We start from the raw sequence: 21,486 nt of genomic DNA, 5'->3' as shown, positions 1-21,486 counted from the left end.
GGCTACCGGGTCAGTTCTCAATGAAAACCAACATTACCTGACGATGTTGCCGAGCTGAAGGCGATCATCCGTGCGCAACAGGATCAGAATGCGCGGCTTGAGGCCTTGGTCGCCTCCTTCAAAAAGGCGCTCTTTGGGACCAAATCCGAGAAGATTGACCCGGCCCAGTATGAGCTGGAACTCGAAGATATCGAGACCGCCATCGCGCAGGTGGAAGCCGAGATTGATGCAGACGAACGCACAGCAGCGGTCCGGCCAGAAAAACCGCGCCAAATCAACCGGGGGTCACTGCCCAAGCACCTGGAACGGGTTGAGGTGGTCATTGAGCCCGAGCGCGCCTGCGGATGTGGCACTGAGCGTCATGTCATAGGCGAGGATGTCAGCGAACGGCTGGACATCGTCCCGGCCCAGTTCCGGGTGATTGTCACCCGCCGTCCCAAATATGCCTGTCGCTCTTGTGAGGAGGGCATCACGCAGGCTTCAGCATCCGCCCACATCATCGCGGGCGGTATGCCAACCGAGGCCACCTTGGCCCATGTGATCGTGTCCAAATATGCGGATCACTTGCCCCTTTATCGACAAGCCCAGATCTACAGCCGCCAGGGGATCGATCTGGATCGTTCGACCTTGGCAGCGTGGGTCGGGAAATCGGCGTTCGAGTTAACCCCAGTCTACGATGCCCTGATGGCCGACCTGAAGCATTCCACCAAACTCTTCATGGATGAAACGCCCGCGCCGGTTCTGGCCCCGGGACGGAAAAAGACAAAAACCGGATACTTTTGGGCCCTTGCCCGTGATGACAGGCCATGGAGCGGTGAGGACCCACCCGGTGTGGCGTTTACCTATGCGCCCGGTCGTTCCGGCCAGTATGCAGACAACATCTTGAAAGGCTTCAGCGGCACCCTGCAGGTGGACGGCTATGCTGGCTATAACCGCTTGCTCAAACGGCCCGCTCAGGATGTGACACTGGCCTATTGCTGGGCGCACGCGCGGCGTAAATTGCACGATGTCACCCAGTCCGGCGCAGCCCCGATCGCGCAGGAAGGCTTGGCTCAAATCCAAGCGCTCTATCGCATCGAAAAAGACCTGCGCGGCCTGAGCGCCGACCAACGATGCGCTGTACGGCAGGAACACTCAAAACCCATTGTCGAAGCCTTCGGTATTTGGCTCGCCCAAAGCCGCGCCCGCGTCTCGGCCAAATCGCCGACCGGAGAAGCCCTGAAATATATCGCCAAATACTGGGACGGCCTGTGCCTGTTCCTCGACGATGGCCGCATCGAACTCGACAACAACCCTGTGGAGCGCACCATACGCCCCATCGCTCTGAACCGTAAAAACGCGCTCTTCGCAGGACATGATGCAGGCGCACAAAACTGGGCCGTCATCGCGTCCCTGATCGAGACCTGTAAACTCAACGGGATCGAACCGCATGGCTATTTGTCTGGTATCCTGACGGCCATCGCAGGTGGGCACAAACAGACGGACATCAAAGAGTTGCTGCCGTGGAACTACGCCAAATCCGTGTGAACGGCGCACCGCTTACCGACTGATTGACTGCAGCTAAGTAGGTCAGTCATGTCAATACATTTAACATAAACTTCATTATGCGAAAAAGAACAAAGAATGAACACGGGTCCTCTTACCCTCACCGTGAGCTGAACACTAAGCAACCGCCCCCCAAAATGAGGTCTTCTTTCCATGAGACTGTTTCAAGCCATCAAGATAAGCCTCATGCGTATCAAATTGTGCGAAGTCGTCAACTCTCGCGGCTAGGTTCTTGCACTCACGCAAGTGACGCGCAGCATGGCGATACCGTTTGACCCGTGAATTTTGCAACGCAAAATCGATCAAGCCGCGTTTCAAAAGTGTGGCGGCCAGTGGATGGCGATCCTCAAGGGCGTCGGACACCGGTCCCAAAAGCTCATAGTGATTTCCATCAATCTCTGCGGCACGGTTTGTGATAAGAACTGCAGCCTGCTCAATCGCGGGCCAAGTCATCAGAAAATGGAGAGCTGTCGTGAAACTCTCAAACCCAAGCGCGTGTTCAAGGGCTCGGCTCTCTGCTTCGACGTCTTCAAAATCAGGTAGTCCGCTGAGCCATGCGCGTAGATGGTCTGCATTTAGGCTGCGTGCAAAACACGTCCACATAAAGTCCCGCGCCACCTCGGGCTGCCCCATCGCGCGCATCACGCTGATCCGGGTCACTTCCCAGTCATAGGGAATCCATCCGCGATCTTTCTCATCGGGCGCATTGATGGCCTCCCATGCTTCCTCAACCCGCCCCGCTTCAAGAAGACGACGCGCGATTTCAGCAGCAACCTGTGGTGCCTTTCGTGCCAGATCACTTTGTTGGTCAATGTAGGCGTCTACATCACCTTCGACATCCGCAATCTGCTCGAGCGCCATGCGCAGCGCGTAGTTGTTCGACAGATCAATTCCCGAAGTGGTGATCCCAGCTTTAAGGTGCTGCAATCCTTCTGAACCCAAGACTGAAGCAAGACCTGATATCAAAGTTGGATAATGCCCATAATCATCATCGGCCAAGGCCTCCAGCAACTGGTCTGCCAGGACAAGCGGGTCCGGCGCGGCAACCTCGGCCATATCGATCAAGCCTTCACAGGCTTCGTAAAAAATCGACTGCACCTTGCCCGTACTGTCATCGCAACGTTCATAGACCCCATTCGCAAGAGCCACGAACCGCCAAATCAGATCAAACGCCCCTGCTGGATCGACCGGCCCAACTTGAGAAACGATGGCGCGTCTCTGCATGTCTAAGTCAGCCGCGAAAGCATTGCGGCCCTGCCAGTCAATAAACGATCGTGATCTTGCAATGCTACTGAGCCGCTTGCGGATCTCCCGAGCGACATCTCCGGAACCGGCTTCGCTTGCCAGCTCCAGCCTCAGCTGCCGCTTTGCGTCAGCATTACCTTTGGTGATATCAAGAAGAAGGTCGGCCAACCGCTCAGCGCCGAGCGCCGCAAGGTTCTTTGTATTCAATGTAGTCTTCGAAGCCATGCAGGAAATTTAGGTCAATATGCAGCTCGAATGCCAGCCCCCTCCTCAAGTTTATGACCATCGCAGATTTGGGAAGACCTGCCCTTCGCTGCATAGCGCATGAACTGACACAGTGCGGACGAAGGGTGAATTCGCTGCGGGTGCGCTAATAGCCGCTATTGGTCAGACTTCGAAATTTGAAATAAAATCGGCTGATCTGATGTGACCGAGATTCCGCGCCTCGTCTTCGGCGTTGGCATCGTCGTCACAAAGCGTCGTAACGGACCTGTCTGAACCAGCTTCAAGAAGCATGCGCATCGCCGTTTCGTCGTCCCGCATTGCCGCCAGATGCAGCGGCGTCCAACCGTTGATCCCACGTTGATTTAGATCGGCTCCCGCCTCAATCAGTAGTTCAAGGATCCGATGTCTGTTTTGAACCAAGTCGTCGAGGCATTCCATCAACGGTGGAAAGCCTCCCGTCTTTTTAGGGCTTAGATCTACGCCCTTTTCAATCATCCATTTAACAGATGCTACAGACCCGCTTCCAACTGCGTGACAAATCCAGCTGCTGTTAAGCCAGCTATCCTCGCCGTGTGGAAAACTGTCGACCACTTCCAACGCAAATTCGAGGTTAGACAAATCTCCCTCTGCAAGCCAGGCTCCAACCTCCAACAGTTCTTTGTATGAAGGGTCATCCTCCTTCTTAAATCCGTAATCTGCCCAACCTGTTCTGGCCATTTGTAGACTTGTCCCTACCGACGAATATGGTTCGATTTCAATTTATCTACTTTTGATAACAGACATTCGTGCGTAGCGCAGCATTGGTCAATTTGGGCTCACACCCGCCGTTCGCCGCGCGTATCATCAACGGCAGCTCAGGCCAAAACCTCACCCCCACCGAACGCCCCATTAATTAATTTTCCGTGACCAAAACCCCGTTTCAGCCAGTGCACGCTTTGTGCACGGGTTGTGCACGCTTTTCACCCCCCTGTTTCTGGCGATTTGGCCAAAGTTTAACGGGCGGTTTCGCAGCCTTAAGCACTCTGAAAACAAAAAATGCCGTTCCCCGTCAGCGCTTCGCCGTTGCCCAAGGGTGCGCAGCCGCTGCGCACCCTCTTCTCGCACAGGGCCTAGGCCGCCGCTGTCGCCTCGATCTCAAAGAGCAAACCCGGAAGAGCCAAACGCGTCACCCCCAGAAGCGTCATCGGCGGTGCGCAGTTTAGCGGCCCGAAACGCATGCCCAGCAGGTCGAAGTTCTTCAACGCCTCGTCCACATCCGTGGCATAGACCCCAAGCCGGATAACATCTCCAAGCGACATATCCGCTCCGGCCAGCACGGCCTCAAGGTTGTCCAGCGCCAAAGCAATCTGCGCGCGCATGTCGTTCGGATGCTGGGGCTTGCCCTGCCCGTCTACAGCCGTCTGGCCAGCACAAATAAGCTGCCGCCGCGGCCCTTCAATGACTTCTGCCTGATTGTATCCCAGCTTCAAGGACCAGTCCCACGGATTTACGGCTCTGCGTTGCATCTTTGATTTTCCTTTGTTGATTTCGATAAGAAAGCCCTATTGCCAATAAGTGCCAAATTTTGTCACCATATGTGCTAGAGTGGCAAAATGAATATCAGACAGAGACATGACGCCATCGTGCGCAGCCTTCGGCGCAACGGCACATCAACCGTCGCGGAGCTCGCCGAAGAGGTCGGCACCTCCAGACGCACGCTCCTGCGCGACATCGCCGCCTTGCGTGACGAAGGCTTTGTCATCCATTCCGAAAGCGGGCGCGGCGGTGGCGTGCAGCTTGACCCCCAGTCCATGCAAACAACCGCCCGCCTCTCTGTGGCCGAAGTCTTCGCGCTGCTGATCAGCGTGGCCGCCGTGCGCGCCGCCCAGAACCTGCCCTTCTCCGATCTCGCAGATGCAGGCCTCGCCAAGATCGAGCGCGCCCTGCCGTCTGACAAAGTGCGCGATCTGCGCCGCTTCCTCGCCTGCCTGCACATCGGCCAACTCTCGCCCAAACAGGACCTGTCTGACCTGGGCACAATCGACCCCGCCCTGCTGCCCGCTTTTGAAAAAGCCTTTCTGGCGCGCCAGCACCTCCGCTTTGAGTATCGGGATGCCAAAGGCGCGCGCAGCCTGCGCAATGTCGAGCCGCAGGCCATGCTCATCTTGCAACCGCTCTGGTATCTTGTCGCATGGGATCCGGCGCGCGAAGATTTCCGGCACTTCCGCATGGATCGCATCACAGGCCCTGAGCTTGTCAGCGGCCCGCCCTTCCGGCGCAGGCATGTGCCCTTTGAAAAAGATGTTTGTCCCTACAACGACCTGCCGCGCTGACCCCCAAAACCGCGCCACCCTCAGGCGCGCACACATCACGCTCAACATCAGAGGCTTTCGCAATGAAGGAGCGGCCGCCCCACAAGCATGCCCGGCACTCAAGACTGCGTTCCGCGCAAAGGGCAAACCGCAGAAACCACGAATTCGCTGCGTCCGCACCAAAGGCCCGCGGTGCGGTACTTTGTGAGCTTTCGCTGCGTTTGTGCCAATGGTTGCTTTAGCAGGCGTCGTCGACTCAGGGACCTACGCTGAGCGGCTTATGTCCAGTGCGTCCAGAATAGCCCTGCCAAGCTCTTCGACTGACACGTCTTCCGGCAAGACCGTATCTTCTTGGCCGCGAATACCCTCCCAATGGCCATGTCCGCGATAGCGCGTTGGCTTGATTGCGATCTTGCCGTCCCGCAATGTTAACGAAACATGGCCCGCACCGTTAAACAGCGCTTTCAAAGTCTTGACACCAGCGCGCGCCTTGTCTGCTTCCTCCCACGCCTTGAATTCTTCCTTTGTCGGAATCCGGATGACGTCGTCCCACTCTGGATGTTTTGGCGTGATGAACCGGCTGGCCAAAAGGGCGGCCCGCGCGTGGCCAGCGATTTCGAGCGCAGTTAGGTCTGGCGGTAGATACTCATGATATCCCTTGGGGTCCAAATGCGCGCTACCATACACCGCTTGTGAGGCGATTTCCGTGAATTTGCGATAGCTCGTAACAAAGGCACTTTTGCGTTCTTTGGGAGGCTTGGAGCGCTTTTTTCGCTCCGCCGCTTCAGCACGCCGTTTCGCAATCCATTCTTCTGTGGTCAGGACTTTTTTCATCGGATACGGCTCACTTCTACGTCGATCCCCAAACTCTCAGCGTAGTCTATCGCACGTTGAATTTGAGTAAACTGTTCCGGGGTGGTTCCGTCGGGCACGGCAAGTTCCAGGCGTTTGATGTCGATTTCGTCCGCGCTGATTTCAATGCCCTTCTTGTTGTCGTACTCGAAGTGGTCAATTTGGTCGATGTAACGCTTCAAAGCACCAAAAATACGACTGGGCCGGTCCACATATCCCGGCGCGCGGGTTTCGAGCGTCTTTGCGCTTGTGGCAAGGCCTCGATCTTCGTCGAAGAAATCGAACGTCTTGAAGTTGTCGGGCGTGCGCTCTCCCAAACCGCCCAATCGTTCCAGGTGATCCTACCACGGTCCACCCTGCTCCCTGATCGGCCCGCCCCAGGTGAGGCCGGAGTTTTCGATGACGTCCCAGTCAGGATCAGAGGGCAAGCGGCGCGCCTCTGCCGCCTCATGCAGAAGCGCGTCGCGCATGTCGTCCGCGTCCTGCGCGTCACAGCTCGGCCCGCGCCGCCGCAACGCACCAAAGCAACGAAGAGGCCGTCAACAAGAACGGAGTCTCGCCGGTCTGAAAGCCGCTCAGCAAAGGTTCACCCGAAGAAGCTCTTGGTTGAACGAGATTTGTAAAGATCAGCTCGCGTGACAGGCGCCACCCGGAAAATGTGTAGACAGGCCGACCCAAGTTTTTCCCGGATGGGAAAGGGTAAGAGTTCTGGCTTGTCGTTCCCCTGACTAGGCGGCCCCGTTTATGTCTGCGGCCAGTTCCTCCAGACTCTTTTTTGTGATCTGGATGATTTCTCGCACGTCATTCGCGCCCACTATCAATGGCGGACAAAATGCCATCGCGTCTGTCATATTACGTGAGATGAGGCCGTTGCGCAGCATGATTGCGTTCATTTGGGCGCCGAGTTTTCCAGGGGCAAAATCGCCTGATTTACCCTCTGGGGCGATCAATTCAAGTGCGCCTATGAGGCCAATGCCACGTGCCTCTCCAACGAGAGGGTGGGACGTCAGGTCGGTCAATCCAGCTTGCAATTCTGCACCGCGTTCGGCGGCATTGGCCACAAGATCGCGCTCTTCGATAATCTTGATGTTTTCCAGCGCTACGGCTGCGCCGACGGGGTGGCCACCGCCCGTATAGCCATGCCCCAGAACACCGATGCGCCCGCTTTCGTCGGCGATTGGCTGATAGACCCGATCGTTGATCATGAAAGCCGAAAAGGGGAAATAGCTGGAGGTGATCTGCTTGGACATGGTGAGAATGTCGGGCTTTATGTCAAAGGTTGTAGAGCCAAACATGTTGCCCGTGCGGCCAAAACCGCAAATCACTTCATCTGCGATAAGAAGGATATCGTATTTCGCCAGAACCGCTTGGATTTTCTCCCAGTAGGTCGCCGGAGGAACAACAACACCGCCCGCGCCCATGACAGGCTCGGCGATGAATGCGGCTACAGTTTCGGGGCCCTCTGATTGGATCATATCATCAAGATCTTGGGCACAGCGTGACGCAAAAGCTTCTTCGCTTTCGCCGTCCTGACCTTCGCGCCAGTAGTGCGGGCAAGTGGTGTGCAAGATGCCCTCCATCGGCAGATCGAAGGACTTGTGGTTATAGGGCAGACCCGTCATCGACGCGGCTGCGACTGTCACGCCGTGATAGCCGCGCAGGCGCGAGATGATCTTCTTTTTCTCGGGCTTGCCGAGCGCGTTCGAGCGATACCAGACCATCTTGACGATCGTATCGTTCGCCTCGGAGCCCGAGTTGGTATAGAAAACCTTGCTCATTGGCACGGGGGCTATTTCGATCAGCTTTTCAGCAAGATCAATCGCCGGACCATGCGAGCGGTGCGAGAAGTTGTGGTAGTAAGGCAGCTTTTGCATTTGCCGGCTGGCGACATCCACAAGGCGTTGTTCGTTGAACCCGACTGCCACGCTCCAAAGGCCGGACATGCCCTCGATATAGCGGTTGCCGTTTGAGTCGGTGACGTGGATTCCCTCGCCTGATTCAATGATCAGCGGACCAATTTTTTCATGCGCTTCGGCATTGGTATAGCTGTGAAAATGATAAGCGATATCACGGGCTTCGTCTGAATTTGGTCGCACATCCATGGCAGGCATCACTTCTTGTAAGTTGGCGTTTTTCACGCGGCAGGGGGCCGCGATTTGCCCTCAGTGCTATCGCCGCTTTCTTGCTTTTAGCAAGCAGTTTTGTTCCGAGCATCCTGTCTGCGGGCCAGCGAGGCCGCCCATTTGAAGCAGAAACGCCCGCCGGGATTTCGGTCGTGGTTTGAGGACACTTCCATCCTGTGATTCTGTTTGGATGCTTCGTTTTTTTGAAGCGCAGCGGCCGTGAATCTTGGGGAAAATGCGGCCCAATCCCGCTCAGGTTGTTGCCTTCGCAGCTTTCCGTTTCACAAAACCAAGACCCGATTTGGCGGTGTTCTCGCGCTGCAAATGGTTGGTAAAAATATGTTTTAGTTAGATATTTAGGATTTTCCAGGGCCTTTCTGGGCCCGATGAAAGAATCGCAAGTGCGCGAATTGACACGTGACACAAGAGTTTGTGCGTTTTTTGCCAAAGTGGTTGGCCGGAACGGTGCTACGATCATTTTAACACATGAGACAGTTGTGTTTTCGCCATTTGTGTTTTGGGGACGTTAGATGAATCAGAAGGACAAAACTGCAAACAAGCTCATGACTGCCACCCAGTGGCAGGCGGCTGTCTCAGATACGTTCTTTCCCCTAGAGACCACGATGGCGGATGACCAGTCCTTTTCAGGTGATCTCAATACTTGGAACCTCGGTATCGTCGGTCTGTCGCAGATGCGTTGCGATGGCATTCTCTACAAAAGGCACAAGCGGCACTTTCTGGACGAAGTTGAAAGCAGTCTGCTGATTACCATTCCAAGATTGGGGACGGTCGGCTTTGACCAGAATGCCCGCCAGGCGAAATGTTCACCGGGCGAGTTTCTGGTAGAACGGGGCGATTTGCCCTACGAGTTCTGGCATGAACAGACGAACGAGCTGTTGGTGCTGAAGGTGTCTTCCGAAAGCGTGCGGGCCCGCATCGGCCCAACAGACCGTTTGGGCGCGCTGAGTTTTGATGGCACAGCCGGCGTGGCCAGTTATTTTCTGGATACCGTCAAGACAACGGCGCTGCACGTCGATTTGCTTGATGAGCAGGCGCGCGCGGCCGCTGGCAAGCACATCCTTGATCTGCTGTGCCTCTCAATCCGCAAAGATGACCGTGTGCTGGACAGCGAAACCTCGACAATCCGCGCAGCACATCTGTACCGCGCAGAACAGTTTATCCGCAACAACCTCTTCAATGAGAATCTCTCCTCAAGTCTTGTGGCAGAGGCCTGCAATGTGTCGCAGCGCTATCTGCAACAACTGTTCTCGGAGTCGGGCAGGTCGGTTTCCGGGTTCATCCGCGAAAAGCGTCTGGTGCGCGCGCGAGGACCTGAGCGTCGTAGGGCCCATCACAATTGCCGAGATAGCCCATCGGTGGGGGTTTTCGGATCAATCCCAGTTTAACAAAGCCTATCGTGCGCAGTTCGGCTGCACACCGACCGAAACGCGCAAAGCCGCGCAGCAAGGCCAGAAGACGGCCCCTCCGTAACCCTTAGCTAAAACCGAAAACCCCCAAGTAGGGTCGGCTTTCGCCGGCGCCTTCCTGATTCCCTGTTGTCTTTTGAAGGATGTAGACATGAAGAACACAAGAGTTGCCGTAGATGTGGGTGGGACGTTTACCGACGTCGTCATTATGGACGAAACAACGGGTGCGATCCGCATCGAAAAGACGTCATCGACACCGGATGACCCGATGGTTGCCATTCTCAACGGGATTGATCAGGGCGGCATCGACCTCAGCGAGGTGTCGATGTTTTCGCACGGGACAACCGTGGCAACAAACGCGCTGATCACACGTAATTTGGCGCGCTCTGCGATGATCTGCACCGAAGGGTTCCGCGACGTGGTCGAAATCCGCCGGGCCAACAAGGAGGATCTGTGGGACACCTACAAAGATGTGGCCAAGCCCTACATCCCGCGTCGGGACCGTCTGACCGTCCGTGAATGCGTCGACGCGAACGGCACGGTTCTGGAAAAGCTGGACGAAAAAGAAGCGCTGCGCATCGCGCATGTTTTGAAGAAGCGCAAAGTCGCCTCTGTTGCTGTCTGCTTTATGAACTCTTACACCAATGGGGCCAATGAAGAGCGGATGCGAGACATTCTGCTGAGTGTGATGCCGGATGTGCCGGTGTCGATCTCTTCACAGGTCCTGCCGGAGATTTTTGAGCACGAGCGTTTCTCGACAACGATGGCAAACGCGGTCGTGTCGCCTTCGGTCGTTGATTATGTAGCGCGCCTTGAGGGTAAGCTGGCTGACGGCGGCTACGAACGCGATCTGCTGTTGCTGCACACGGGCGGCGGCGTGATGACCCCGGCCAGCGTTAAAGACTTTGCCGCGCGTCTGGCAGGGTCGGGCATTGCCGCGGGCGCGATTGCCAGCCGCTTTATTGGCAACCTTTGCGGGTTTGACAATTCTATCGGTTTTGACATGGGCGGGACCAGCACGGACGTATCCTTGGTGTATGAAGGCAAGTCGCGTGTCACCAAAGACTGGTATATCGAATATGGCTATCCGATCCGGTTCCCGTCGATCGAAGTGCTGACCATTGGTGCGGGCGGCGGATCTCTGGCGTGGAAAGACGAAGGCGGGTCACTGCGCAACGGACCGCAATCTGCGGGCGCCTTCCCTGGGCCTGCCTGCTACAAGAACGGCAATGAAGTGGCCACAAACACGGACGCCAATGTTGTGCTGGGCCGCCTTGGCACATCGCTCGCGGGGGGCAAGATTACCCTTGATCCCGCCCTGGCCGAAGCGTCGGTCAGAGAGACTGTGGCCGAGCCTTTCGGAATGGAGCTGCACGAAGCCGCCGAAGCCGTGGTTGCGGTTGCAAACGCAAATATGGCCAATGCGGTGCGTTTGCTGTCGATTAGCCGAGGTTATGACCCACGGGACTTCGCGCTTGTGGCGTTTGGCGGAGCCGGGGCGTTGCATGGTGCGGCAATTGCCAAGGAGTTGTCGATCCCGACTGTCATTATCCCGCCCAATCCGGGTGTGACATCGGCTCTGGGTTGCCTGCTGGTCGATATCCAGCACGACTTCTCAGACAGCTTCATGGCTGCTGCGGCTGATACCAAGCCGGAGGATTTGGAGGCCGCCTTCGAGCGGCTGGAGGCCATGGCCGCTGATCGTTTGAAGCACGAAGGCGTAGCGCCCAAGGACATTGTCATGCAGCGCACGGTCGAGATGATGTATCAGGGCCAATGGCGTGCCTTGGCAGTATCTGCGCCGTCCAAGGTCACCGATATTGAGGCCTTGATCGACGGGTTCCACAGCGAACACCAGCGCGAATTCAACTTCCGCCGGGATGACGCACCGGTGTCGATCTTCCGTGTGGGGCTGACGGCGACGGGTATGGTTCCCAAGGCCGAGCTGCAAAAGCACGAGGTGAGGAAGAACAAGCCCAAGACCGACAAGACACGCGATGTCTGGTTTGACGGCAAGGCCCACACGGCGATGATTTTCGAGCGTGAAAACCTGACCGCCGGTGCGACCTTTGATGGCCCCGCCATTGTCGAGCAGTTCGATTCAACCACCGTAATTCCGCCGAACACGACTGCTGAAGTCGATCAATACATGAACATTCTCATCCGAGTGCAGGAGTAATACTATGAGTGATTCAAAAGCCCTAGATCCCGTCACGTTTGAAGTTCTCAAGAACTCCTTCATCACATCCGTTGACCAGATGGCCGAGCAGATGCTGCGCACCTGTTACTCCTTTGTGATCTACAACCGAGACTTTTCTAACGCGCTGCATGATGCCGAAGGCAATTCGGTTGCGCAGGGCAACGATGACATCGCGGTGCACGTCGGCACGCTGCACTTTACCTGCAAAGACGTTATTCGCGTCTTCAAGGGCGACATGATGCCCGGCGATATCTACGCGATCAACGATCCTTACGCAGGTGGCACGCACTTCAGCGATGTCCGTCTGGTGCGGCCGATCTTTGATGAAGACGAGCTGATCGGGTTTTCGCAGTCAAACGGGCACTGGTCTGATCTGGGTGGCTCTGTGCCCGGTTCGTTTGATGTGACGGCGAAAGACATGTTCCGCGAGGCGGTTCGGATCACACCTGTCCGGCTATTCCGTGCCGGCGATTTTTGTTCCGACGTTGCCAACCTGATCGCAAACAACACACGCGACCCCGCGTCGATTATCGGTGACATCCACAGCCAGGCACAGGCCACGCAGGTGGCCGAACGTGAAATCCTGCGGCTGGTGCGAAAGTACGGGCGCGAGCAGGTCAAGCAGGGCATGAACGAGGTGCAGGACTACGTTGAACGCGCCGTGCGCCAGCGTATTGCGGCGCTGCCCGACGGCACATGGAAATCCGTCGACTACATCGACCGGGACCCGTCAGGTGGCGAGGGGATGATCCCGATCCACATCAAGATGACAATCAAGGGTGATCAGATTCACTACGATTTCGAAGGCAGCCACCCGACGATTGGTTCGATGTACAATTCCGCGCCGGGAGCCACATTCTCGGCTGTCGTCGCGGGGATGAAGACCTTCTTTCCTGACCTGCCGTTGAACTCCGGCTTCTATCGGATGCTCTCTGTCGCTGCGCCGGAAAATTCGGTGGTCAGTGCCCAGTGGCCCACGGCGGTCACCGGCTTCCTGATGCCGTTTGAAAAGATCATGAACTCGGTTTTCGAGATGTGGTCGGAGATCATGCCGGAGCGCGCCATCGCCTGTGCATTCAACCTTGAATACCTGTTGGCGGGGGGCACGGACAAGCGGCGCGAGGAGGACTCTACATTCATGTTCTACGAATGGCTCCCCGGCGGTTGGGGCGGACGGCGCGGTAAGGATGGCAGCGACGTCACCACAGCCTGCTTCGGAACCGGGCTCATGTCTCAGCCCAACGAAGGCAACGAGCGGGTCAACCCGACCCGGACGCTTGAATTTCAGATCAAAAAAGACAGCGCAGGCCCGGGCAAATGGCGCGGAGGGACAGGGGTGCAGAAAACCTCCCTGCTTCTGGAAAGTGAAAAATCCGTCATGTCCTATGTCTGCGACCGCGAACGCGCCGTCGTCTGGGGTGTTGATGGCGGTTTGCCCTCCATGCCGCATGGTCTGACCATCAAACGCGCCGGCTCGGACACGCACGAATGGCTTGGGTCTGTCTTCTCTGACTTCCCGATGTATTCGGGAGATGAGTTTGCGCGCCCGACCGCGGGGGGCGGCGGCTTTGGCGACCCACTTGAACGCAAGACAGAGGCTGTTCTGACGGATGTGGTGGATGACTATGTCTCTATCAAACGAGCCGCGTTGGACTATGGCGTTGTGATCAAAGAGATTGATGCGGACTTGTGTGAATATGAGGTCGATGAGGCCGAGACCGAGAAACTGCGGGCGCATATTCGTGAAAACCGCGTGGCTTGGGCCCGCATTGATCCTGAAAAGGTTGCCGAGATGTATCGCAAAGGCGAGATCGACGCGATGGACGCCGTGAGACGCTATGCGGTGATCCTGGATTGGGAAACCGGCGAGCCGCTGCCCAAGACGATCGAACAGTTCCGCGAGAGTTTCGAGCGGCGCAGCGTGGCGCACTGGACCTAGTGAGCATCACCAGGACCCACAGCCGCCATCGGTTGGCGGCTGTGGCGCACAACGGTCGGAACAGGAACGCGAAGGATAAGATTTTGTCATTGGAACTGGAATCAATCAGCGTTGCGTTTGGTGGCTTCAAGGCTCTGGATGACGTGACGATTTCGCTAAAGAAGGCGGAAATTGTCGGGTTGATCGGCCCCAACGGAGCAGGCAAAACCACCTGCGTCAACATCATCACAGGCTTTCAGGACCCCACGTCAGGCACGGTCATGCTGGATGGGCAGGACATCAACGCCAAAGCGCCCTATGACATTCGCCGCCGGGGTCTTGCGCGCACGTTCCAGGCCGGGCGCTTGTTTTCCGGGCTGGATGTACTGGACAATCTTGCAGTGACCGGGGTGGGCCTTGGCCATTCGCGGCGCGCCTCCGAAGACGAAGCGCTGCGCGTGTTGTCCTGGATGGGGGCCGGGCATCTTGCCGAACTGCCCGCAGCCGGGCTGCCCTATACGGACGAGCGCAGGGTCGGCATTGCGCGTGCGCTGATGTTTGCCCCCGATTACCTGCTGCTGGACGAACCCGCCGCAGGCATGTCCGAAACCGAAGCGGATGATCTGGCACAAATCATCAGGCGGATCGCGGATGAGCTGAACTGCGGTGTCCTGTTGATCGAGCATAACGTCGGGCTTGTCCTGTCATTGTCAAACCACGTCTATGTTCTGGACGCGGGCAAGATCATCGAAGAGGGCGACAAGACCGAGATCCTGGCCAGCCAGGCGGTACGCGAAGCCTATCTGGGCGCAGAGCATGCGCCAGAAAACATGGAGCACGCGTGATGTCAAAGCTGGGTGTTTTCGATGTCGCGGTTCGGTATGGCAAAGTGCCTGCACTGTCGGATGTTTCCTTTACTGTTCAAGAGGGTGAGAGGCTGTTCATCTCCGGGCCGAATGGGGCGGGCAAGTCCTCTCTGCTCAAGGCGATTTGCGGAGCCGTTGCCACGACCCATGGCCGCATTGAGGTGGACGGCGATGTGCTGAATGGCCGCTCGCCCGAAGCGATAGCGCGTTTGGGTCTGACTATGGTTCCGGAAGGCCGCGAGGTTTTCGGAACGCTGACAGTCGAGGAAAACCTGCGTGTGGGCACGGGCATCCGGAAGGACAAGGCGGCGATTGAAACGGATATCGACGGGATCTACCAGAGCTTTCCTATCCTGGGTGAGCGGCGGCATGCCAATGCCGGAGCACTGTCCGGCGGACAGCAACAGATGTTGGCGATCGGGCGCGGTTTGATGACCAATCCCAAACTGATGATGGTGGATGAACCTTCGCTTGGGTTGGCTCCGAATATTGTCGATCAGGTCTATGAAACGCTCGTCAATCTGCAGGCCGAACGCGGCTTGACCCTGATCATCGTTGAACAGAGCTCGGCCCGCGCGGCCCGGGTTGGCGGGCGCATGGTGTTGCTGCGCGGGGGTCATGTTGCCGGCGATGGCGATGCGGCAGGCTTTGCGGAAAGCGATCTGCTTAAGGAAGCCTACTTTGGGCAAAACCAGTCGGAGGATGCGACATGAACGCCGTTCCACAGCTGCTCTTTGATGCGCTGAGCCTTGGGGGCATCTATGCCATGGCCGCACTTGGGATTGCTCTGATCTTCGGGGTGATGAAACTGGTGAATTTCGCCCACGGCGAATACATCGCCTTTTGCGTTTTTGCATTGATTGTGCCCTCGACGGACGCAGTTGCCGTCATGTTCTTGGGCAAAGCGCCGGCGATTTTGCTGATCCCGCTGCTGCTGCTGATCGGCGCTGCAATCGCCGTCGCCTCCGAGTTCTTTGTCTTCAGGCACATGCGCAATGCCACGCCTGTGGCGATGATGATTTCATCTTTTGCCTTGGGGTTCGTGATCCAGAATACACTGCTGTTGGTCTACAGCAGCCGTCCCAAGGCAGTAAGCCTCTGGCCAGAGTTGAACCAGCCCGTCAGCATCGCAGGGGCCTCGATCCCTTTGCTACAGATCATCGTCATTTGCACCACTTTGCTCGTTGTTGTGACGCTTGCCTTGCTTTTGAAACGCACGCGGATCGGGCTGGAAATGCGCGCGGCGGCTGAGAATTTCACCATGGCGCGGCTTTTGGGTGTGCGGGCCAATGTGGTTATCACCGGCGCCTTTGCCCTGTCTGGCGCGCTGGCTGCCGCTGTGGCGCTGATCATGGTCACACAAACCGGTGTGGCAGACATTCGCATGGGCGGGCAGATCATGTTGGTTGCCTTCATTGCCACAGTGATCGGCGGTTTGGGCAGTTTGCCCGGTGCTGTAGCGGCGGGATTTTTGATTGGCGCTGCTTCGGTCATTTTGCAGGGGTTCCTCCCGCTCGAAGCACGGCCTTTCCGTGATGCGTTTCTTTATACGCTGGTCATTGTCAGCTTGCTGCTGCGCCCCGACGGATTGTTCGCTCCGAGATCTACGAAGCCGAGGGTTTAGCACATGGCACAAACACATAAACAAAAGCGCCTGAGTGCTTGGTCCACGCCAATCTTGCTGATCGCCATTCTGGTGGTGTTCACATTGCTGGTCACGCTTCTGGGTGACAAATCATTGGCGCGTATGGCGGCGCAAACCCTGATCCGCGTGACCTTTGTTGTCGGGCTTTGGATATTCGTTGGCAACTCCGGCCTCGTCAGTTTCGGACATGCCGGTTACATGGCGATCGGGGCCTATTGCTCTGCATGGCTGACCCTGAGGCCCCAGATGAAGGGGATGTTCCTACCTGATCTCTGGCCGTATCTGGCGACTGCTGAATGGCATGGTTTTCCGGCTGCTGTTGCTTCGGGCCTTCTGGCGGCTGTCATTGCACTGATTTCAGGTGCTGCGATCTTGCGGCTCTCCGGCATCGCCGCCTCTATCGCGACATTCGCATTTCTGGCAATTGTCTACACCGTTTATTCCAGCTGGGAAGGCGTCACGGGGGCCACGTCTTCTGTTGTCGGCCTGACACGATATGCCGATCAATGGGTTACTCTGGGGTGGGCCTCTGTCACAGTTCTGGCCGCTGCGTGGTATGCCAACTCCGCATCCGGACTGGCCTTGCGTGCCAGCCGCGAAGACGAAGTGGCCGCAGACGCCAGCGGTATCAACATGTATGGCCATCGGCTCATTTCTCTTGTGGTCTCTGCCTTCTTTGCGGGTGTCGCGGGTGCGCTCTTTGGCCATTCGCTTGGTGTTCTGAACCCCAACAGCTTCTACCTCGGCATTACCTTCATTACCCTTGCAATGCTTGTCGTGGGCGGCATTGGCAGCCTGACCGGCGCTGTCATGGGGGTCCTTGTTCTGTCCATCATCATCGAGGGGCTCGTGCGGATGGAGCGGGGCATGGAGATTGGCGAGACGACATTGGCTCTGCCAACGGGTGCTCAGGAAATCATCATCGGGATCATCATGATCCTGGTTCTCATTCTACGCCCTGCCGGTCTGACTGGCGGGCGTGAACTCCGGCTGCGGATCGGTGGCCGCTAACCGGAAAATCAAACACATCGAAACCTAAAGGGAGACGACTAATGAAACACTTCTTCACTGCAACAGCCCTCACGTTAGCGCTTGGCGCGCCCGCCATGGCCGATGACATAACAATCGGTTTTGCCATTGCAAAATCCGGTTGGCTCGAAGCCTATGACGCCCCTGCCGTCGCCGCGTCGAAACCTTCCGTCTCGCCGGCCGTTTCCGCGAAAGCGCGCTCCATCGCGGCTGCGAGATCGCCCTTGCGTTCGCGATTGCGATCCTCGGCGTAATCATCGCCGATGAGCTTGCGCGCCGTGGCCACCGCATGCCCCTTGTTGACGCGACCCCAGTAGTTCTGGGCACTCGGGCGCCAGCAGGCCGCCACATCGACGTCGAGCCGCGCACCAATCTCCTCAATGATGTGGGAGGGGCGATTGTCAGAGGAGAGCTGCGGCTTGACCGCGAGACCCGTCGCCCAGGCGAAAAGCGCCTGCTTGTCCGCAATGGGCAGGGCCGACATCGCCCGGAAGTCATCGGGTTTCTCCAGCTTCATCCAGTCGGTGGCGAGGTCCTGCTCCAACGCCTCAAGCATCTTCTGAGCGACGGTGTCCGCATGCAGCACCTCGCGGTTTTGCGCCTGGAAGGGCCGGATGGAGATATCGAGCGCCTCGTTGTTGTAGGACCGCCCCAAAGCCTGCTCGCAGAGCGCGTAGAGCATCGCATCGAAAGCCACCTCGAAATCCGCCGCCAGATGCGCCCGCAGGATGTGCTGACGCGTGGCGCGCAGATCGTCGGCCAGGCTCGCCGAAATCCCGTCCGCCTTGCGCAACGTCGCGGCCGGGTCGGAGCTCGGCACCGGCGTGGAGGAGGTCGGCGGCGTCACCTGTGGGCGGGCAGGGGAGGGAGCGCCATCCGGATCTGCGGTGGTATCGTCCGGTTCGGGCGCAACAGGAATGTCCTCGGGCCGCACCAGGCCTTTCTCGACGCGCAACACCCCGTCATGGCCGATGGTCAGGACTACACCGGCGATAGCGCGATCTGCCTCGGCATAGGGTTGCCGTTCGCGCTGCATGGCTTCAATTTCGCGCAAACGCGGCTCGATGGCGTAGTATTCTTCGGTCTCCGCGTCGGTCCAGTCCTCCCCGTCGTTCTGCGCCGCCAATTCTTCCTCACGCGCGATGAGACGTTCCTCCTCGGCCAGCATGTCCGCATCCGGTTCGATGTCCTGCGGATAGACCCGCCCGAAACTGCGAAACGCGCCATAATCCACCGAAAGATGCACTTCGACCCATTTCCATATCCCTTCGAAGGGTTTGGCCGCAGCCTGCAGTTTCTCAATGGCGAGACGCTCCAAGAGGTCGGGGTTTTCCATATGAGCGGTTGCCCGGTCGTCGAAGAGATCCCGCAGCAGAACCCCGCCCGCCGCCTCATACGCCTCGATGCCGACAAATCGACCAATTGCCGAGTTCGCCGAATGTGCGGCCCCGGTCAGCTGACGTTTGATGCTCTGCGGATGGATGTGATAGCCGCCCTTCACGGCGTTCCAGACCGCGAGCTGGCGGTCATGGTCGTCGGTCAGCGTGAAAGCCATCACGCATTCGAGGGTCAGATCACCGGCACGAAACTGCTCGATGATTTCGGGTGCGACACGGGCGAGTTTGAGGCGACGGCGCACCAGGTCGACGGAGACGCCGAATTTGAGCGCAATCTCGTCTTCGCTGCGACCCTCGCCGATCATCTTGTCGAAGGCCTCGAACTGGTCTGCCGGATGCATCGCCGCGCGCTGGAGGTTTTCTGTGGCCGAGGTAAGGATGGCGTTGCGCTCGTCCTCGACAAGGCAGGGCACTGGATGATCAGCGGGGATCACACCGTCCTCGGCGAGTTGTTTCAGCGCCTTGAGGCGACGACCGCCTGCGTCGACGGCAAAACGTGTCTCGGAAAGTGCGTGAACCACCAGGTTCTGCTTGATTCCCGTCTCGCGGATGCTCGCAAGAATCTCGGCATCGTCGCTGGCGCTTGCGGCCACCTTGCGGACGTTGAGTGGGCTCGGCTCCAGCTTGTCGAGCGGGATCATCCGGATGTCGGCACCGCCGTCAGGCGCGGCCGATCCAACGGCTTCGGTCTTTTTTGAGGTGGTGGGATTCGGGCGGGTCGTGGTCTTGGCCATGGTCAGGGTCCTTGTCTCGCCGGACCCGGATGAGCCTCTCTCTATCCTTTCAAGCCCGGCACCCGGGCTTCCCTTTCTCTGGCTTTCACTGTGCGTTGACGTGTGAAGTGGTCCCATCTTTTCGGACAGGTTTGCAGCGTTTCTAAGGTGTATCGGGTTTAGGTTTCATGCTGCGTGTCGCTCTTCCAAGCCTGCCCAATATGCGTCGTCCGGCGTCTGCCGATCAAGCGCGGAATGGGGTCGGCTGGTGTTATAGAATGCCATCCAGCCCTTGATGACACGACGGGCCCGGAAGCCTTCATTGATTTCTTCGAGATAGATGGCCTCCTGCTTCAGGGATCGCCAGAGGCGTTCGATGAAGATGTTGTCGAGGTAACGCCCGCGCCCGTCCATCGAGATGCGCACGCCCGCCTCGGTCAGCGTCGTGATCCAGGCCGATCCGGTGAACTGCGATCCCTGATCTGTGTTCATGATCTCAGGCGGGCCGTACCTGGCGATGGCCTCGCTCAGTGCTTCGACGCAGAAGTCGGCGTGCATCGTGTTCGACAACCGCCAGCTCAGCACCTTGCGCGTCGCCCAGTCCATGATTGCCACCAGATAGAGGAAGCCATTTCTGACTGGCACAAAGGTGATATCGGCGCACCAGACCTGGTTCGGTCGGTCAATCACCATCTTCCTCAGCAGATACGGGAAGACCGGGTGCTGAGGATGCGGCTGGCTGGTTCGTGGGCGCTTGTAGACCGCTTCAAGACCCATCTTCGCCATCAATCGCCTGACGCGATGGCGGCCAACAACAATGCCTTCCCGGCGCAGATAGGCCGCGATCTGGCGCGACCCGAAGAATGGGTATTTGGTGAACACCCGGTCGATCTCTTTCATCATCGACAGCGTGTCGGCGTCGATCCCGGCGGGCGTGTAGTAGAACGCCGACCGGCTCAGGCTCACCAGCTTGCACTGCTGGCTGATGCTCAGCTTGGGGTGATCCCGGTTGATCATCGCGCGTTTCTTTCCAGGGCTCATCGCTTCAGCCCTTCCGACAAAAAATCGTTCTCGACCGCCAGCCTCCCGATCTTGGCGTGAAGTTCCTTTACTTCCGCCTCGGTCGGGCCGCTCTGCTTGCCACCCGAGAACACATCGGCCATGCCCTCGATGGCCTGCCGCTTCCATGTGCTGACCTGATTTGGGTGCAACTGATGCTTCGCCGCGATCTCCTGCACGGTCTTGTCGCCACGCAGCGCTTCCAACGCCACCTTGGCCTTAAACTGATCTGTAAAGTTCCGGCGCTTTGCCATGTTCGTATCCCTTCAAAGGTTCGGGAAACACCTTAGCTGACTGTCCGGTTTCCTGGGACCACTTCAGACCTCATCCGCTGACCTTCGTCTCTGGCCGCGGCTTTTCAAAATGCCATTCTTGAAGGCCAGATAGAAATTTGCACTCGGTCACACGCAAACGGGGCGAAAAACCTCTTTGATTACAGGCGGCAACCTCAAAGGTTGCTAGCTCACTGTTTGATTTTCCGAACCCACTTCCGCGAGCAAAATCTGCCGAATTGAGCTTTCAATTTTGACTTTTCCAAATGTTGAAGCATCTCGGAAAACTGACTTCGTTTCGCATTCGAAGCAAATCAAGTCATGCTGACGGCCGACAACTTTTAGACCAACTGAACTTTCCCCGACATGGACCACATAGACCTCGCATGCTAGGTTCGCGCCTGCTTTCACCGGCGCATGGAATTGTAGGTCCATAGAGACAAAAGGCATGGCCGTGTTTCTTTCCGTGAGTAGAAAAAGCCAGCCCCGGCCTGAAAGCAAATCGTCCCAGAAAGTCTCGATCGCTTCCAGCGCGAAATTCGTGATCCGGCCAGTAAAGGCGATTCCCAGCTGGTCACAGTCGCCAAAGAAAATCCTGCGTTCGAAGGCAAATCGTGGTTTAAATTCTGTTTCTGGTACATTCATTGCAGCGTTACGGGCTCAACATTTCTTTGTCTCT

General features: G+C 57.5%; 18 protein-coding genes and 1 pseudogene. 9 read left to right on the top strand and 10 right to left on the bottom strand.

Annotated features, from left to right (window positions below; genetic code table 11):
* Positions 1-54: 54 nt before the first annotated feature.
* Positions 55-1,527, top strand: coding sequence for an IS66 family transposase (tnpC, locus tag DSM14862_RS21100; protein ID WP_050770433.1), 1,473 nt, complete (start codon positions 55-57; stop codon positions 1,525-1,527).
* Between the two features lie 135 nt (positions 1,528-1,662).
* Here tnpC and DSM14862_RS21095 read toward each other — a convergent pair whose 3' ends face one another.
* From DSM14862_RS21095 to DSM14862_RS21085, 3 genes are all read right to left on the bottom strand, one after another.
* Complete coding sequence (locus tag DSM14862_RS21095) at positions 1,663-3,015, bottom strand: DUF6880 family protein (RefSeq protein WP_007120570.1); 1,353 nt, start codon at positions 3,013-3,015, stop codon at positions 1,663-1,665.
* Between the two features lie 162 nt (positions 3,016-3,177).
* Positions 3,178-3,732, bottom strand: a complete 555-nt coding sequence (locus DSM14862_RS21090; RefSeq protein ID WP_208855124.1) for an ankyrin repeat domain-containing protein — start codon at positions 3,730-3,732, stop codon at positions 3,178-3,180.
* Positions 3,733-4,124: 392 nt separating this feature from the next.
* Positions 4,125-4,520 carry a RidA family protein gene (locus DSM14862_RS21085; protein WP_007120572.1) on the bottom strand — a complete coding sequence of 132 codons (396 nt, stop codon included), beginning with the start codon at positions 4,518-4,520 and terminating at the stop codon, positions 4,125-4,127.
* A gap of 87 nt (positions 4,521-4,607) precedes the next feature.
* On the opposite strand from DSM14862_RS21085, the gene DSM14862_RS21080 reads away from it, so the two are divergent.
* Positions 4,608-5,327: a helix-turn-helix transcriptional regulator gene (locus DSM14862_RS21080; protein ID WP_040701630.1), complete on the top strand. Its 720-nt coding sequence runs from the start codon at positions 4,608-4,610 to the stop codon at positions 5,325-5,327.
* Positions 5,328-5,570: 243 nt separating this feature from the next.
* On the opposite strand, the gene DSM14862_RS21075 is transcribed toward DSM14862_RS21080, so the two are convergent.
* The 4 genes from DSM14862_RS21075 to DSM14862_RS21065 all read right to left on the bottom strand — a co-directional run bounded on the left by DSM14862_RS21075 (position 5,571) and on the right by DSM14862_RS21065 (position 8,260).
* Complete coding sequence (locus tag DSM14862_RS21075) at positions 5,571-6,140, bottom strand: contact-dependent growth inhibition system immunity protein (protein WP_007120574.1); 570 nt, start codon at positions 6,138-6,140, stop codon at positions 5,571-5,573.
* Positions 6,137-6,484, bottom strand: a complete 348-nt coding sequence (locus tag DSM14862_RS21070; RefSeq protein ID WP_040701632.1) for an endonuclease toxin domain-containing protein — start codon at positions 6,482-6,484, stop codon at positions 6,137-6,139. Before DSM14862_RS21070 ends, DSM14862_RS21075 begins: the two co-directional genes overlap by 4 nt.
* A gap of 15 nt (positions 6,485-6,499) precedes the next feature.
* Positions 6,500-6,628, bottom strand: a complete 129-nt coding sequence (locus DSM14862_RS21855) for a hypothetical protein (RefSeq protein ID WP_007120576.1) — start codon at positions 6,626-6,628, stop codon at positions 6,500-6,502.
* A 258-nt stretch (positions 6,629-6,886) separates the two neighbouring features.
* Entirely contained in the window at positions 6,887-8,260 is a 1,374-nt protein-coding gene (locus DSM14862_RS21065; protein WP_040701702.1) for an aspartate aminotransferase family protein, read from the bottom strand.
* A 551-nt stretch (positions 8,261-8,811) separates the two neighbouring features.
* Here DSM14862_RS21065 and DSM14862_RS21060 point away from each other — a divergent pair.
* From DSM14862_RS21060 to DSM14862_RS21030, 7 genes and pseudogenes are all read left to right on the top strand, one after another.
* A pseudogene (locus DSM14862_RS21060) lies at positions 8,812-9,772 on the top strand (helix-turn-helix domain-containing protein).
* An 87-nt stretch (positions 9,773-9,859) separates the two neighbouring features.
* Entirely contained in the window at positions 9,860-11,887 is a 2,028-nt protein-coding gene (locus tag DSM14862_RS21055; RefSeq protein WP_007120579.1) for a hydantoinase/oxoprolinase family protein, read from the top strand.
* Positions 11,888-11,891: 4 nt separating this feature from the next.
* Positions 11,892-13,847, top strand: coding sequence for a hydantoinase B/oxoprolinase family protein (locus DSM14862_RS21050; protein WP_007120580.1), 1,956 nt, complete (start codon positions 11,892-11,894; stop codon positions 13,845-13,847).
* An 83-nt stretch (positions 13,848-13,930) separates the two neighbouring features.
* A complete protein-coding gene (locus DSM14862_RS21045) occupies positions 13,931-14,671 on the top strand; it encodes an ABC transporter ATP-binding protein (protein ID WP_007120581.1) in 741 nt (246 codons plus the stop codon).
* Entirely contained in the window at positions 14,671-15,405 is a 735-nt protein-coding gene (locus DSM14862_RS21040) for an ABC transporter ATP-binding protein (RefSeq protein ID WP_007120582.1), read from the top strand. Before DSM14862_RS21045 ends, DSM14862_RS21040 begins: the two co-directional genes overlap by 1 nt.
* Entirely contained in the window at positions 15,402-16,316 is a 915-nt protein-coding gene (locus DSM14862_RS21035) for a branched-chain amino acid ABC transporter permease (RefSeq protein ID WP_007120583.1), read from the top strand. The genes DSM14862_RS21040 and DSM14862_RS21035 overlap by 4 nt, the downstream gene beginning before the upstream one ends.
* Positions 16,317-16,319: 3 nt before the next feature.
* Positions 16,320-17,348 (top strand): branched-chain amino acid ABC transporter permease, encoded by a 1,029-nt coding sequence (locus tag DSM14862_RS21030; RefSeq protein ID WP_007120584.1) that lies wholly within the window; start codon positions 16,320-16,322, stop codon positions 17,346-17,348.
* Positions 17,349-17,499: 151 nt separating this feature from the next.
* On the opposite strand, the gene DSM14862_RS21025 is transcribed toward DSM14862_RS21030, so the two are convergent.
* The 3 genes from DSM14862_RS21025 to DSM14862_RS21015 all read right to left on the bottom strand — a co-directional run bounded on the left by DSM14862_RS21025 (position 17,500) and on the right by DSM14862_RS21015 (position 21,452).
* A complete protein-coding gene (locus tag DSM14862_RS21025; protein ID WP_007120586.1) occupies positions 17,500-19,497 on the bottom strand; it encodes a ParB/RepB/Spo0J family partition protein in 1,998 nt (665 codons plus the stop codon).
* Between the two features lie 165 nt (positions 19,498-19,662).
* Positions 19,663-20,789, bottom strand: a protein-coding gene (locus DSM14862_RS21020) for an IS3 family transposase (protein WP_369924169.1) whose coding sequence is annotated in 2 segments (ribosomal slippage) — positions 19,663-20,543 and positions 20,543-20,789 — 1,128 coding nt in all. Because the reading frame shifts where the segments join, the coding sequence is not laid out codon by codon here.
* Positions 20,790-20,993: 204 nt separating this feature from the next.
* Positions 20,994-21,452: an acyl-CoA thioesterase gene (locus DSM14862_RS21015; RefSeq protein WP_007120589.1), complete on the bottom strand. Its 459-nt coding sequence runs from the start codon at positions 21,450-21,452 to the stop codon at positions 20,994-20,996.
* Positions 21,453-21,486 lie beyond the last annotated feature (34 nt).

This window comes from Sulfitobacter indolifex, from assembly GCF_022788655.1.
Lineage (GTDB): Bacteria > Pseudomonadota > Alphaproteobacteria > Rhodobacterales > Rhodobacteraceae > Sulfitobacter > Sulfitobacter indolifex.
This window is presented reverse-complemented; position numbering and strand designations above follow the sequence as displayed.

Excerpts from the sequence above, each read along its gene's own strand:
- DSM14862_RS21095 (WP_007120570.1), bottom strand. The coding sequence starts at position 3,015 with ATGGCTTCGAAGACTACATTGAATACAAAGAACCTTGCGGCGCTCGGC.
- DSM14862_RS21090 (WP_208855124.1), bottom strand. The coding sequence starts at position 3,732 with ATGGCCAGAACAGGTTGGGCAGATTACGGATTTAAGAAGGAGGATGAC.
- DSM14862_RS21085 (WP_007120572.1), bottom strand. The coding sequence starts at position 4,520 with ATGCAACGCAGAGCCGTAAATCCGTGGGACTGGTCCTTGAAGCTGGGA.
- DSM14862_RS21080 (WP_040701630.1), top strand. The coding sequence starts at position 4,608 with ATGAATATCAGACAGAGACATGACGCCATCGTGCGCAGCCTTCGGCGC.
- DSM14862_RS21075 (WP_007120574.1), bottom strand. The coding sequence starts at position 6,140 with ATGAAAAAAGTCCTGACCACAGAAGAATGGATTGCGAAACGGCGTGCT.
- DSM14862_RS21855 (WP_007120576.1), bottom strand. The coding sequence starts at position 6,628 with ATGCGCGACGCGCTTCTGCATGAGGCGGCAGAGGCGCGCCGCTTGCCC.
- DSM14862_RS21065 (WP_040701702.1), bottom strand. The coding sequence starts at position 8,260 with ATGGATGTGCGACCAAATTCAGACGAAGCCCGTGATATCGCTTATCAT.
- DSM14862_RS21055 (WP_007120579.1), top strand. The coding sequence starts at position 9,860 with ATGAAGAACACAAGAGTTGCCGTAGATGTGGGTGGGACGTTTACCGAC.
- DSM14862_RS21050 (WP_007120580.1), top strand. The coding sequence starts at position 11,892 with ATGAGTGATTCAAAAGCCCTAGATCCCGTCACGTTTGAAGTTCTCAAG.
- DSM14862_RS21040 (WP_007120582.1), top strand. The coding sequence starts at position 14,671 with ATGTCAAAGCTGGGTGTTTTCGATGTCGCGGTTCGGTATGGCAAAGTG.
- DSM14862_RS21035 (WP_007120583.1), top strand. The coding sequence starts at position 15,402 with ATGAACGCCGTTCCACAGCTGCTCTTTGATGCGCTGAGCCTTGGGGGC.
- DSM14862_RS21030 (WP_007120584.1), top strand. The coding sequence starts at position 16,320 with ATGGCACAAACACATAAACAAAAGCGCCTGAGTGCTTGGTCCACGCCA.
- DSM14862_RS21025 (WP_007120586.1), bottom strand. The coding sequence starts at position 19,497 with ATGGCCAAGACCACGACCCGCCCGAATCCCACCACCTCAAAAAAGACC.
- DSM14862_RS21015 (WP_007120589.1), bottom strand. The coding sequence starts at position 21,452 with ATGAATGTACCAGAAACAGAATTTAAACCACGATTTGCCTTCGAACGC.